The 12,857-nt window shown below is 40.6% G+C and carries 14 protein-coding genes; 2 read left to right on the forward strand and 12 right to left on the reverse strand.

Annotation, left to right across the window (positions count from 1 at the left end):
* Positions 1–12 precede the first annotated feature (12 nt).
* The 3 genes from AC1MCB_RS12345 to AC1MCB_RS12355 all read right to left on the reverse strand — a co-directional run bounded on the left by AC1MCB_RS12345 (position 13) and on the right by AC1MCB_RS12355 (position 2,737).
* Entirely contained in the window at positions 13–1,530 is a 1,518-nt protein-coding gene (locus tag AC1MCB_RS12345) for an NAD(P)H-dependent oxidoreductase (RefSeq protein WP_479965028.1), read from the reverse strand.
* A 114-nt stretch (positions 1,531–1,644) separates the two neighbouring features.
* Complete coding sequence (locus tag AC1MCB_RS12350; protein ID WP_479965029.1) at positions 1,645–2,256, reverse strand: thioredoxin family protein; 612 nt, start codon at positions 2,254–2,256, stop codon at positions 1,645–1,647.
* Positions 2,249–2,737, reverse strand: coding sequence for a TlpA disulfide reductase family protein (locus tag AC1MCB_RS12355; RefSeq protein ID WP_479965030.1), 489 nt, complete (start codon positions 2,735–2,737; stop codon positions 2,249–2,251). The genes AC1MCB_RS12350 and AC1MCB_RS12355 overlap by 8 nt, the downstream gene beginning before the upstream one ends.
* A gap of 146 nt (positions 2,738–2,883) precedes the next feature.
* Between AC1MCB_RS12355 and AC1MCB_RS12360 the strand changes: the two genes are divergently transcribed.
* On the forward strand, positions 2,884–3,351 hold the full coding sequence (locus AC1MCB_RS12360) for a VOC family protein (protein ID WP_479965031.1): 468 nt from the start codon (positions 2,884–2,886) through the stop codon (positions 3,349–3,351).
* A gap of 25 nt (positions 3,352–3,376) precedes the next feature.
* Here AC1MCB_RS12360 and AC1MCB_RS12365 read toward each other — a convergent pair whose 3' ends face one another.
* The 4 genes from AC1MCB_RS12365 to AC1MCB_RS12380 form a co-directional block, all read right to left on the reverse strand.
* Complete coding sequence (locus tag AC1MCB_RS12365) at positions 3,377–3,598, reverse strand: hypothetical protein (protein ID WP_479965032.1); 222 nt, start codon at positions 3,596–3,598, stop codon at positions 3,377–3,379.
* A gap of 176 nt (positions 3,599–3,774) precedes the next feature.
* The gene (locus AC1MCB_RS12370; protein ID WP_479965033.1) at positions 3,775–4,290 is read right to left on the reverse strand and encodes a hypothetical protein; all 516 of its coding nucleotides are present in this window, start codon (positions 4,288–4,290) and stop codon (positions 3,775–3,777) included.
* 397 nt (positions 4,291–4,687) lie between these two features.
* Entirely contained in the window at positions 4,688–5,320 is a 633-nt protein-coding gene (locus AC1MCB_RS12375) for a response regulator (RefSeq protein ID WP_479965034.1), read from the reverse strand.
* 5 nt (positions 5,321–5,325) lie between these two features.
* The gene (locus AC1MCB_RS12380; RefSeq protein ID WP_479965035.1) at positions 5,326–8,325 is read right to left on the reverse strand and encodes a ligand-binding sensor domain-containing protein; all 3,000 of its coding nucleotides are present in this window, start codon (positions 8,323–8,325) and stop codon (positions 5,326–5,328) included.
* A 315-nt stretch (positions 8,326–8,640) separates the two neighbouring features.
* On the opposite strand from AC1MCB_RS12380, the gene AC1MCB_RS12385 reads away from it, so the two are divergent.
* Positions 8,641–8,922, forward strand: coding sequence for a hypothetical protein (locus tag AC1MCB_RS12385; RefSeq protein ID WP_479965036.1), 282 nt, complete (start codon positions 8,641–8,643; stop codon positions 8,920–8,922).
* 79 nt (positions 8,923–9,001) lie between these two features.
* Here the strand turns inward: AC1MCB_RS12385 and AC1MCB_RS12390 are convergent, their stop codons facing one another.
* From AC1MCB_RS12390 to sufD, 5 genes are read right to left on the reverse strand one after another with little or no spacing between them, the layout of a single operon-like run.
* Positions 9,002–9,481: an Rrf2 family transcriptional regulator gene (locus AC1MCB_RS12390; RefSeq protein ID WP_479965037.1), complete on the reverse strand. Its 480-nt coding sequence runs from the start codon at positions 9,479–9,481 to the stop codon at positions 9,002–9,004.
* Positions 9,482–9,528: 47 nt separating this feature from the next.
* On the reverse strand, positions 9,529–9,840 hold the full coding sequence (locus AC1MCB_RS12395; RefSeq protein ID WP_479965038.1) for a DUF59 domain-containing protein: 312 nt from the start codon (positions 9,838–9,840) through the stop codon (positions 9,529–9,531).
* A gap of 4 nt (positions 9,841–9,844) precedes the next feature.
* Complete coding sequence (locus AC1MCB_RS12400; RefSeq protein ID WP_479965039.1) at positions 9,845–10,288, reverse strand: SufE family protein; 444 nt, start codon at positions 10,286–10,288, stop codon at positions 9,845–9,847.
* 5 nt (positions 10,289–10,293) lie between these two features.
* Complete coding sequence (locus AC1MCB_RS12405) at positions 10,294–11,538, reverse strand: SufS family cysteine desulfurase (RefSeq protein ID WP_479965040.1); 1,245 nt, start codon at positions 11,536–11,538, stop codon at positions 10,294–10,296.
* Complete coding sequence (sufD, locus tag AC1MCB_RS12410) at positions 11,535–12,845, reverse strand: Fe-S cluster assembly protein SufD (protein WP_479965041.1); 1,311 nt, start codon at positions 12,843–12,845, stop codon at positions 11,535–11,537. The genes AC1MCB_RS12405 and sufD overlap by 4 nt, the downstream gene beginning before the upstream one ends.
* Between the last annotated feature and the right edge of the window lie 12 nt (positions 12,846–12,857).

A 12,857-nucleotide genomic window follows, 5' to 3' on the forward strand; every position in this document is an offset into this window, starting at 1 on the left:
TGACAGCTGGTTTCATGAAAGATTTATCAGTGGAATTAATCCGAACCAGATCAGATAGATCAAAGACACCACCATTAGGGTATCTATACGTTTACTTGATCCGGGTTGAGTAATGTACCTGGTTAAGAAAAAGCTTAAGAGGAGTGCATGCGGAATCGCAAAATAATAAACACCGGTAAAAGCATCTGGCAATACATTGAAAACACCAAATCCTACAAGAGTACCTGAAGCCAGCCAGGTAAAGGCCAATGCTACACGTGCTGCCCATTTTTTGCCGAACCTTACTGCTAGCGTTTTCTTACCTGCCTGCTTGTCTGAATCATAATCGGGGATCCCAGCAAGGATAATCGAAGGCAGAACAGCCAGAAATAAAGGCAAACTTATCACCCATGGAAACTGATCGCTGATGTGTCCTCCCATAAAAAGATAACCACAAACAATCACTGCAAAACTGTGAGTGACTCCCACGGTAACCTCACCCAAACTGTGATACGACAATTTCAAGGGCGGTACGGTATAACCAAGCGCTAGAACTGTTAGAATAACACTTGTTAGCAAGGCTTCATTAAATGAGCTATTCAGACTGCCAAGTAAAACAACCAAGCTTATAAGGGCCAGTGAGAGCGATACGACGATACCAACTTTGATCTGAGAAAAACTGAGGAGCTTATCGACAAGCACCCTCGAACCGCCAGTGAACGGACCGAAGTAATGGTTATCCTTATCCCCCGAATAATCGAAAAATTCATTAAGTAATACGGTAGCTGCCTCCAGGAAAAACAACCAAATATATCCCGTCCAGAAAAGTGTGGAATTAAATTCATATCCATATTTCTCTGCCGCAAAAGCACCCATCGTGTAAGCGACAAAAGTCATAGGATAGAATTGTAGCCGCAGAGCCTTGAGCCAGGTAATGGCTTTTATAGAAAGCTGTTTTTGAACACTTAGCGCCCCTCTTTTCAATCGTGCTCCCTCTGCTTTTGTTTTGATCAGCCAACGTTCACGCACATCTGCTGTAGATTTATTTACAGGGCCGAAGCTAAGCGTACGTGCCATCTCAAAACCGCAGAACCCAAGAGTAGCCCGTCGCATAGCATTATGACCGGGAGCTCTATAAATTAGCTGATATACCAGGTAAGGGCTATCCATGGTTGTAATCAGCTGTGCCGTTCGTCCGCTTAATAGAGGGGCATACCCTGTACCACCCTCAATATGATTAAACGCAAAGCCCTCTGTAAGAACCCTGTCAATGAAACCTTTGAGTAAGGCCGGAAGAGTTCCCCACCAGGTAGGATATACAAATACTAAATGGTCTGCCCAAATAATTAATTCCTGCGCTCGCTGAATATCCAGTTCAATAAACTGATTTTTGGGAGAGAGTTCAGTTACATTGAGGTTGAACGAAAGTTCATATAAAGTAAGCTTTTTAACTTCTGTTCCTGCGGTTCGTGCCCCTTGAATATAGGCATTGGCTAATGCTTCAGAAAAACTGTCTTGGCGTGGATGTCCATTAATTACTAACACTCTCATAAAAAGCCTCTGATAAAAGGCTTAGTTATTAAGCCTCGTAAATGGTTAACATTCAGAGCTTATAAAGTTTTAAATTATCAAGTGAAATAAGGGGTCTGGAGATATAGTCTATGATCATCCTTTCTTCCATTTAATGGTACAACCAACGGCCTTCGTGACTTTTGTTGTTAGCGCCTTCTGCTCCAACAGCGCTTGTACGGCATTCTCTACGTACTTTATTTTTTCAGGGTCATTATCCTCTGTGTTACTATCAACCGCACCTATATACTCGACTTTATTCCCTCTTTTCGATTTACTCACCAGATATACATGCGGTGTGCGGGTGGCACCAAATCGTTTGGTTACGGACTGATCGGGGTCTGACAAATAAGGAAAAGGATACTTTTTAGTTTTTGATCTTTCCTGCATCGCTGCGAACGAATCACCCGGAGACCCCACAGGATCGTTAGGATTAATCGCGATGACCGGAAAGCCTTTTGCAGCATATTTATTGTGCAGATCAATAATCCTCTGCTCATACGCCTTCGCATAGGGGCAGGTATTACAGGTGAACACAATAATAAACCCTTTTGCAGATTGATAGTCGGCCAATGAAACTTGTTTGTCATCAACATTTTTCAAAGTAAAGTCAGTAACAAGGCTTCCTGGCTCATAGCCTTTTTCCTGAGCACTTGCAGAGGTAATAATCAATGCAAACAGCATCAGTGTTTGAAGTATTCTATTCATCGCTTTTATTTTTTTGGTAAAAGGTTAATAGCTCCTTATAGGTTAGTTGCTTTTCAATTAGCTGCCGCGATTTAAGCTTTGGACTAATAATCAAAGTAGCAGGTATCGCACCAGACCAGTTTTTATCGATTCTGTCAATATATGTTTGCTGATTCTTTTCATTCAATAGATATACATCGTTGTGGAGATTCATTTTCTTAACAAATGGCTTTACTGAAGATTCCATCTTTGATTTAAAATCCAGGCTGACCAAAAGTACTCTTACCGGTTCCTGCTTCTTTGCAGTAGAAAAACGTTCAAAGTATGGAAGTTCCTCTATACAGGGTGCACACCATGTAGCCCAAAAGTTAACAATAAAAACGGTATCCTTTCCACTCTTTATACGTTGTTCCAGCTGATCTACTGTTAACAAATTAACTTTCTGGGCCAACAACGCCAGGGGAAAGACAAGGCAAATCAGTAATAGAAATTTCGTCTTCATTCGGCTCATTTTGCCCAATAATTCTTAAAGTTAATGAATATCAATACACCTGTACTTAGAGTTTTGCCACGCTTCAAAATCGTTACATAATCGAAGTTTTAATTATCAAACGGGGAAATGTATATTTATTGAAAACATCATACCCCATGAAACAATTCTTAATTACTCCGATATTACTGTGCTGTGTTTTTACAAGCACGCAGGTGCTCGCTCAAAGCAGCGCTAGACCGATACTTAATCATATTGCGGTTTACGTTAACGACCTGGAAAAAAGCACAGACTTTTATAAAAATATTATAGGACTAGAGATGATGGATGAACCGTTTAAAGACGGTAGACACACCTGGTTTACCCTAGGTGTACAGGGACAGCTCCATCTTATTTCGGGAGCAAAGACCGGTTTAGAACAGATTAAAGATCGGCATTTGTGTTTTAGCGTGCCCACAATTGACGCCTTTATCAGCACTCTTGCAAAGAATAAAATAAAATACAGCAACTGGAAAGGCGATTCAAATACACCAACCGTCAGACCGGACGGAATTAAGCAAATCTATTTCCAGGATCCCGATGGTTATTGGATAGAAATAAACGATGATTACCGGGCTTTGAAGTGATCTTAAGAGCAAAAGTGTCTGCTGCTTAGTGCTTATAGATCTCGACATCCTTGGGGCTAACGGCTTTTACGGTCTTCAGGGTCTTTCCAGAACTTATCGGACACCTACCCGCCTTCTTCACCAGCTTCGCTTTCGAAGCCTTTATGTGTTTCCCCTTGGATGATTGCACATGAACTACCGTCGACTGTACATTTAACGACTGTGCAGAGATCGAAATGATGATCAGAAAAATGGCTAAGTATTTCATATGATCAACTGTTTAGAAATGAAGTTCTGTTTAATGAGAGATTATGTAAATCGCTGTATAAATTTACACTGAGTATCTGCAAGGCACATCACCCTTATAGGGTGATTTAATTTACCGTAAATAAAAAAGGATCAAACTTTTGCAAATTTGACCCTTTCAATCGCGTTGTTCTATTTCTATTTGTTACTGGCAACAGGCTGGTTACCTGCCGTAGCATTTTTAAAGCGGGTTATTTCGTTAAGCGTTTCATTTTCTACACCTGCTATGATATAGTTTTTAGGACTTTCCAGATTTACAATCCAAATATCTCTGTCATCACGATCAACGTTAAATACCTGGTTGATTTTGTGCTTTTTGTATCTTGATTTCACCTGCATTTTTATGTCTGCGGGAAGGTTGACTTCCGTTCCGTAGCTGATGCGGTACAGGAATTCCCCGTCTTTTCTGAACAATGCGTGGTGCTCCTGATCATCCATGATAAACTTGACCAGGTAATTCTGGTTGATTATGAACCATCTCATGTTTTCAGCATTTTTGAACTTATTAAAAAATGCGTTTTGCACCACTTCACTAACATTGCTTCCGGCTGTAATGGTAACAACAGGCAGTAAATTCCCGTCTTGTTTTTGTGCAAATAACTGATTTGCGGACAACATAACTCCACAAAAAAGCAAGACCATTAATGTTTTCATAATACATAATTTAAAACGTGAATACTTGATTTTTTTACCCGGTGGCAGCTTTATCGACTGGAAATCCGATTTCGTTTTCAACCTTGATTCTGCCTTTTATCTTTATTGTTGAAGTAAAATTACGGACGGAAAAACCCGGCTACATCACCCCTAGCGGGGGATTTTACAGCAATAGCAGCTAATTCCCGTAACAAATACATTACCGGGTTTTGATTGAAATAGCGCGAAAACTTAATGGGACCAGGGGTCAGAATTAGCTAAACAGACTAGATCACCTCTTATCAAAAGACAATAAGCACCTATGTCATCCTTCGATCAACAACCTGTGAGTACCGTGTAATCATATACTCAGTATATGATTATCTATAAACCAGACCAGTTATATCAGTGAAAGAGGTCAGATCAATTTATTTTCGCGTGCCGCCCTTAAAGCATCCGCCCGTGAATTTACATCCAGCTTCATGTAGATGTTCTTGATGTGACTTTTAACGGTTTCCAGATCAATGAAAAGCTCTTTGGCAATTTGGCTTCGGCTTTTGCCGTTGCCAACCAATTCGAGTATCTGCGTTTCCCGCTTGGACAAAGGAGTATCCTGATTCCGTCGGAAAGAGTTAATTACCATGCGGGCTATGTTAATGCTCATCGGCCCCCCTCCTTCTTTTACTTCGCGAATAGATTCAACAATCTTAGATGGGCTTGAATTCTTCGTCAGGTAGCCGGAGGCGCCACTTGCGAGCGCGTCGAAGATTAACTTTTCAGAGTCGTAGACGGTCAGGATAAGCACAAATGCAGAAGGCAGAATCTTCTTTAGTTTCGGCAATGCCTCAATCCCATTAATACCAGGTAGTTCAATGTCGAGAAGAACGACGTCGGGATCATCAGCAGCTATACTTTTGACCGCTTCATTGAAAGATGGATAGCTATTGACCACATAAAAGCCAGCTTCCTTACCTATTAGGAATGCATAACCATTCCTGATTACTTCATCATCTTCAATAATTACCACTCTAATTGCTTCCTGGCTGTTCATACCACTTAGCTTTTATAGATCGTCAACGTAAGTTTAGTTCCTTTTCCTATTGCAGAAGTTAAATCCAGACTGGCTCCCAGGCGCTTTGCCCTGAGGTAAATATTATTGAGGCCAAGGCCTCTGTGCGCAGTCTGCTCGTCGAAGCCATTCCCATCATCCTTTAATCCAATCTCTATGGCGTTCTCAAGGTCTGAAACATTCAAAAGGACATGGTGTGCATCCGCATGGCGTAAAGAATTATTAAGCGCTTCTTTAAATATCATGCTGATATTCCGGCTGTATTCCATTGGCAGCCTGGTATTGATAAGCTGTTCCGTAATGCCTTCATACTGAAATTCAATCGCGGTATCCTGAAAGAGCTCCATCCCGAATTCGCTGATGTGAGATAGTATCTCATACAGGTTATCGCTCTTCGGATCCAGTGCCCATAAAATATCCTTAGTTCCACGATACAGCGAGGAAGCATTCTCTTTTATCTGGTGGATGAGTTGCTTTTCTTCATGGTGCTCGCCGTTCAGTTTAGTATTTAGTATATCCGTGAGAATCGATATCCGGGTTAATTTGTTTCCCAGATCATCATGGAAATCCTCGGCCGTTTGCTGCCTGGCTTTTAACCTTTCATCCCTTTTTAAACTTTCTATCTGTTGTAGTCTTAAATTTTTTCGCTTGTGCAGGTAAGCCTGCATAGCGATTCCTGAAAGAACCAGGAAAAGAATAACAGCCAGCTTGAAAAAAACAGTTTGATAAAAGGCAGGCCTGATTGAAAATGGAAACCTCAGCAAGTTATCTGAAATAGCACCCGCACTATTCATCGCCCGCGCTTCAAAAATGTAACTTCCGGGAGGTAGCGTTTGATAATTAACACTGGAATTTGTTGTTGGATTGGAGAAGGAATCATCAAGTCCGACCAGCCTGTATTGATATAAAACATCCGAAGGATTAGTCAGATACACCCCTCTGAAATTCAGGTTAATATGATTTTTGCGATAGGCTAACTCAAGATCTTTCGGTAAAGGAAATCCATTGACAGTACTAAATCTTTCATCTTTATTCTCAACACCTGAACCAAACAGTTTTACCGATTGCAAAACAATATAAGGCTTTTCAGTTTTTCTTGAACTTTCACTAAGATCAAATATGACAGCTCCTTTTGTAGTTCCCACCCAAAGTTTATTTTGGGAAAGAAACACGGCATTCTGGTTACATTCCACAGTGAGTTTTTGCGAATATTCAGCACCGGATACGGTAAATCTGCCGGTTTGAGAATCAAATTTGATCTTATTAATACCCCGACCTGTCCCTGCCCATATATTTCCTTTCTCATCGGCAATTAAACTGTATATAGTATTTGAATACAAACCATTCTTTCTAGTCAGGTTATGATAAATGTTTTTTCCTAAATCCCAAACCCATATGCCATTTTCACTTGTTCCAAAAAACACCTTCCCCTTATTCATCACCATACAATAGAGATCAGTCTTTTGAAGTTCCCTTCTGGAAACAATTTGAACCCGCCGCTCTTTACCGGTTATCAGAAAATTTCCCTTGTACGTATTGACAAGAATAGAGTCAGAACCAATTTCGAGAAGTCCGCTGGCAAAGGCGTCTGGCTCTTTGAGGTGAGAAAATTTGTCGCCAGTTAACAGGTAACAGCCGGTAGGGGTAGCCAGCCAGATAGTGCCTTTTCTATCCTGCATCATATGCCGAATAACTTTCGGCACTTTTCCTTCCTGATAAGGAAAGTTTTTAAAGCCTGTGCCATCATACTTCCACAAACCCGCACCACTTGTGCCGATCCAAATATTTCCCTCGCGGTCATTAAATAACTGGCTGATATTGTAATGAACGGTATCCGGCACCGGTAGCTTTATATTGATCTTTTTACCTTCCCGCAATTTGAATAGAGTGTTTCCAAAGCAATGCATCCACATCGCCCCTTTACGATCAGTAGCAAACCCCATCACCACTTCATTAGATAATCCCTGCGCCTTATCAAGTATCATCGTTCTATCGCCGTCGTATTTATATATTCCGGCTCCTTCAGTTGCAAACCACATATTATTCTCAGCGTCTTTGAATATGCTGTTTACAGCATTATCTGTGAACCCATTACTGGAATTGTAAAACTGAGTTTTCTCCGGCGAAATACAGTATGCGCCCATCAAAGTCCCCAGCCACAAATTATTTGATTCATCCTGAGCAATTGCAAGAAATCCAGGTGTTTCAGATGCCAGTTGATCGTTCTCAAACTGTTCGAGTTCTCCCTTATAAAATGTAAAAAGCTTATCATGTGAGAGGATCCATAGTTTACCTTTAAGATGGCGGTCAAAAAACAATTGGCGAACGTAGGATGACTTAGCTGAGCCTGATGATTGGGGCAATTGTGTCGTTAATTTCCAAATGCGACCATCCAATTCATAAATTCCTTTCCTGTAAACCGCAGCAAGTAAATCTCCCTTTGCGTTTGTCGCTAGAGCTGACACTGGTCCGTCAGGGATGCCGGAATATTTAAGGGGTATAATTTTATCCTGATCGAAAACAAAGATTTGCTCGTTGTTAAGCCCGTAAATTTTCCCTTGTTTATCTTTTATCAACGCATGAATTGTTGAAAATCCTTCTTTGCCAGGAAGCCGGTAGTTGCGAATTGTTTTCCCGTCAAAAACCGATAGACCGTCCTCGGTACCGATATAAACCTTCCCGTTTTTATCGGTAACTAAAGCCTTGACTGCCATAGAGGCAAGCCCATTTTCGCTGCGTGTTAATGAATAAAACTGGCTTCCATCAAATCGGGAAACTCCCCCCTGCGTGGCAATCCATAAATGACGACTTGGACTTTGAGTAAATGCCCGGGCTTGAGATTGAGTTAGCCCATGTTCAATATTATACTGTGTGAAGTTAAAACGCTGGGCAATTAATGGTTGTGTTGCGAACAGGATTAAAAGTAAAATAATCAATAATTTACAATACGATTTACCCGGCTTATTAAAAGGAATTGAAATATACATTTCATTCAAATTTTACAACCAGTTGCAACAGAAAGCAGTTCAATAGCTAATACAAATTAATTATTTCCTTCGTTAATTATTATCACCCAAAAGGGGTGAATGTATAATTATTAAGTTTTATATTTTTCACATAAACATCCTACCAATGACACTGCAATTTATGAATTTTGTTGGTTATACCATTATTAATCAACAGGTTAAATAGTTGACTAAAGAAGGTTGGAATTTAACGTTTAACATATTTTGGCTTCAATTTCGACAAGTAAAAATTTTAATTACAAATGGTAAATTGCCTTCTCACAACACATAATCAAAATGGCTAAAGTCACACAACAAGACGTAGTAAATTTTCTGAGAGAAAAAGTAGCTCAGTTAAACAAAGAATTGGAAACCACTCAAAACGCTTTAAATGCACTGCAAGGTTCAACATCCTCAGAAACTCCGGTTAAAAGGGGCAGAAAACCAAATCCAGACGGAACCGCATCAGCAACCAAAAGGAAAGCAGCTAAAACTGGTGGAGCTAAAAGAGGCAGAAAGCCCAAAGCAAAAGAAATACCGGCGGAAACACCGGCTGAGCACGTAACTGAACAGGAATGATTCCTCCCATTTAGCTATCGTTTCTCAATTTATTATACTAAGTCACAAGCCGGACTTAGGTACCACTTGTGCATTTATCCTATTCGGTTATTACAGCTGTACTCCTATGTGCTAATAACTGGTTTAAGAGCCTGGAGGAATCTTCTTCCGAATTAACCAAGTCTCCAAGAGTAATTTGGTCAAGCAACTGGTCAACGGTAACTTGAATAATGGTCCAGAGGGAACGTGCAGAACAGTCTACTGAATTGTTGCATAATTGTAAGCTTCCAGAATGATTCCCGCAGAAATTGTCACTAAATAATACCCCACCTAATACTTTCAACACACCTTTAATTCCAATATGTTGAGCCGGCATGGCCAACACATAACCTCCCTTATGACCGGGCGTGCTGTTTATAAATCCTCCTATTCGAAGTATCCTTGTAAGTTTGGCGACGTAAGGAATACTTAAGCCTTCCAGTACAGTAAGTTGGGGAATGCTGAGGCCGTCGATATCTTTGCAAGCAGCAATGCGTATCAATATCCGCAAACCATATTCTTCCTGTGCCGTGATCTTCATTGGAGTATTAAATGGTATTGTTAATTAGTCCCTGGTTTAAATTGATGCTATAAAAATCCGAGCTCAAGTTGAGCCGCCTCAGACATCATACTTTTATCCCAGGGCGGATTCCATACAACGGATACATGCACCTCGTTTACCCCTTCTATCTCTTTGATTTTCTGTTCTACTTCAACGGGAATAATCTGCGCAGCCGGACAGCCCGGAGAAGTCAATGTCATAGCCACCTGGACATTGTTGATAGGTAAAATCTCTGTTTCATATATTAAGCCGAGCTCATAAATGTTAACCGGAATTTCCGGGTCATAAATAGTCTGCAAACATTCGATTACTTTTTGTTTCAGTGCTTCGGTATCCATTTTCTTAAACTGAGGTAGTAGTGATTATTTTATGCGCAAGCGCATAGTTTTTCATTTGTTTGATCATCGCCAGCAAGCCATTCGACCTTGTTTGGGCCAGATGTGTCATCATGCCAATTTCTCTCACAAAATCCAGTTTAGCATCAATGATGGCATCTGCAGGCTGGCCCGACAACACTCTGATCAACATGCTGATCAAGCCTTTCACAATTATTGCATCACTCTCTGCCTCATAAAAGATCTTACCATCCTTGTTGTTGGCTATTAAGTATACGGTCGACTGGCAACCCCGCACCTTATTTTCATCAATCTTATATTGATCATCCAATGGCGGGAGTTTTTTACCCAGGTCAATAATGTATTCGTATTTATCGTCCCACGAGTCAAATAGAGCAAACTCTTCAACTATTTCATTCTCAATCTCGGTAATTGCTTTCTGAGTATCCATAAAAATTACGACAACATTTTAATCGCCTTGAGAAGGCCGGCAATCATTTTATCTATTTCTTCTTTCGTATTGTACAGGGCAAAGGACGCGCGGGTAGTACCTGGTATACCGAAACGATCCATCAATGGTTGTGTGCAATGATGCCCGGTTCTAACGGCGATTCCCTGGTTATCGAGTAAAATACCCACATCCTGCGGATGTATTTTATCTATCACAAATGAAATAACGCTGATCTTTTCCTTAGCTTTTCCAATAATTCTTAATCCTGCAATTTCCTCCAGCTGCGAGGTAGCATATTTCAGCAATTCATTTTCATGATCACGGATCTTTTGCTTACCGATGCCGCTGGTAAAATCAAGGGCAGTCTTGAAAGCAATTGTATCCGCAATATTCGGTGTTCCAGCTTCGAATTTATAAGGCAGATCTGCATAAGTAGTCATCTCAAAAGAAACTTCTTTGATCATTTCACCACCGCCGTGAAATACCGGCATATTCTCCAGAAGATGCTTTTTCCCATACAATACACCAGTACCTGTTGGACCATATAATTTGTGAGCAGAGAATGCGAAGAAATCACAATCCATCTCCTGCACATCAATATCCAAATGCACCGCAGACTGCGCACCGTCAATCATCACCAAAGCGCCAGCATCATGTGAGAGCTTAATGATCTCCTTTACTGGATTTACAGTACCCAAAGAATTTGACACATGCGCAATGGAAACCAACTTTGTTCTGGGAGTTAGAAGCTTTTCAAATTCGTCAAGAAGCAATTCACCGCTATCATTAACAGGAATTACCTTCAATATTGCATGCTTCTCTTCACAGATTAACTGCCAGGGAACAATATTAGAATGATGTTCCATCGTCGAAATGATGATTTCATCACCTTTATTGATATTTCGCCGCCCCCAGGTATTCGCCACCAGGTTAATCCCTTCGGTCGTTCCGCGGGTAAAAATGACCTGCTCTCTGTGCTCAGCATTTATGAATTGACGAACAGTATCTCTTGTTGCTTCAAAAGCCATTGTAGCTTCTTCTGCAAGCGTATGAATACCGCGATGAATGTTGGCATTATAATTTGTATAATAGCTCACCAGTGCGTCTATTACCACCTGAGGCTTTTGTGAAGTAGCGGCATTATCAAAGTAGATCAATTCCCGATCTTTAACTTTTCTGTTTAAGATTGGAAATTGCTCGCGAATGGCTTTTACATCAAGTTTATCTTGTATAATATCAATTTCTATCATGCTATATCAAATTCTAAGCGCTCAGAAATCAGCTGATCAACATAGTTCCGGATAGCTACCGGCTTTATCTTATCCAGAATATCCACCACAAAGCCGTGAAGCAGTAACGACCGCGCAATCTTTTCGTTAATACCTCTTGACCGCAAGTAAAATAGTCCTTCCTCATCCAAACGGCCAATGGTGCAGCCGTGCGAACACTTTACATCATCTGCAAAGATCTCCAGCTGGGGTTTTGTATTCACACTTGCCTCGCCTGAAAGCAACACGTTTTTGTTTGACTGGTAGGCATTGGTTTTCTGAGCATCCCGCTGAACGAAAATCTTACCGTTGAAAACCCCACTGGCACTGTCGTCCAGAATGCCTTTATAAAATTCATTACTTAGACAATTGGGTTTCACATTATCCACCACCGTATGGTTATCAATATGACTTTTGCCATTCTGCAGATACAACCCATATAAATGCGACTCACAATTTTCCGCATCCATTACCATATTCAAATTGTTGCGAACAATACCCCCGTTTAACGAAATAGTTACCGCGTGAACATAGCTTTTACCGGTTTGTCTAAAATGTGTAGTGCTCACCTGGTTAGTGTGCGGTGCATCATTTTGTATCTTGTAGTGTTCAACATATGCATCCTTTTCAATTACGAGTTCCATAACCTGGTTCGCAAAACTTTCATTCTGCCCCAAAGTGATAAACGTTTCTACAATCTGAACTTCAGCACGCTCACCAACATAAATCAAGCTGCGCGGCTGAGAGAATATATTCCCTGATCTGGCATCGGTGACGTTATAAATGTAAATTGGATGAGCGACAACCTGCGCATTCTTCAAGTGGATAAAAATACCATCCTGAATAAGCGCATTGCTGATTGCATTTATTCCATCTTTTAGATATTTGCTGCTATGCCCAAGGTGTTCTGAAATGAGGTCCTTAAACTCGCTATTTGATGCTGATTCTAAAGGCAACACTAATAGTTCTGGTGAACGCACAATAGACAATTCAAAAGAAAAGTGTCCGTTCACAAAAATCAGCTCATTAGCTTCCTCATGTCCGGGTAAACGCAAGCCATCGATATCATTTAAATTAATCGTATCAATTAAAGGAACCGAAAGCTGTTGATAATCTTCATTAAACAACTTACTGATCCGGGTATATTTCCATTCCTCATGTTTCATGTTCGGAATACCCAGCTGATTAAATGCATCAAAAGCATTTTCACGGAAAGCATTTAGTCCACTTCCCGCGTTAACGGATTGCAATTGATTAAACTGATTTGTTAGATTCTCTATGGTACTCATCCTTACTCCTTG

It is taken from the genome of Daejeonella sp. AP26, from assembly GCF_056680515.1.

Coding starts and splice junctions, on each gene's coding strand:
- AC1MCB_RS12345 (WP_479965028.1), bottom strand. CDS start 1,530: ATGAGAGTGTTAGTAATTAATGGACATCCACGCCAAGACAGTTTTTCT.
- AC1MCB_RS12350 (WP_479965029.1), bottom strand. CDS start 2,256: ATGAATAGAATACTTCAAACACTGATGCTGTTTGCATTGATTATTACC.
- AC1MCB_RS12355 (WP_479965030.1), bottom strand. CDS start 2,737: ATGAAGACGAAATTTCTATTACTGATTTGCCTTGTCTTTCCCCTGGCG.
- AC1MCB_RS12360 (WP_479965031.1), top strand. CDS start 2,884: ATGAAACAATTCTTAATTACTCCGATATTACTGTGCTGTGTTTTTACA.
- AC1MCB_RS12365 (WP_479965032.1), bottom strand. CDS start 3,598: ATGAAATACTTAGCCATTTTTCTGATCATCATTTCGATCTCTGCACAG.
- AC1MCB_RS12370 (WP_479965033.1), bottom strand. CDS start 4,290: ATGAAAACATTAATGGTCTTGCTTTTTTGTGGAGTTATGTTGTCCGCA.
- AC1MCB_RS12375 (WP_479965034.1), bottom strand. CDS start 5,320: ATGAACAGCCAGGAAGCAATTAGAGTGGTAATTATTGAAGATGATGAA.
- AC1MCB_RS12380 (WP_479965035.1), bottom strand. CDS start 8,325: ATGTATATTTCAATTCCTTTTAATAAGCCGGGTAAATCGTATTGTAAA.
- AC1MCB_RS12385 (WP_479965036.1), top strand. CDS start 8,641: ATGGCTAAAGTCACACAACAAGACGTAGTAAATTTTCTGAGAGAAAAA.
- AC1MCB_RS12390 (WP_479965037.1), bottom strand. CDS start 9,481: ATGAAGATCACGGCACAGGAAGAATATGGTTTGCGGATATTGATACGC.
- AC1MCB_RS12395 (WP_479965038.1), bottom strand. CDS start 9,840: ATGGATACCGAAGCACTGAAACAAAAAGTAATCGAATGTTTGCAGACT.
- AC1MCB_RS12400 (WP_479965039.1), bottom strand. CDS start 10,288: ATGGATACTCAGAAAGCAATTACCGAGATTGAGAATGAAATAGTTGAA.
- AC1MCB_RS12405 (WP_479965040.1), bottom strand. CDS start 11,538: ATGATAGAAATTGATATTATACAAGATAAACTTGATGTAAAAGCCATT.
- sufD (WP_479965041.1), bottom strand. CDS start 12,845: ATGAGTACCATAGAGAATCTAACAAATCAGTTTAATCAATTGCAATCC.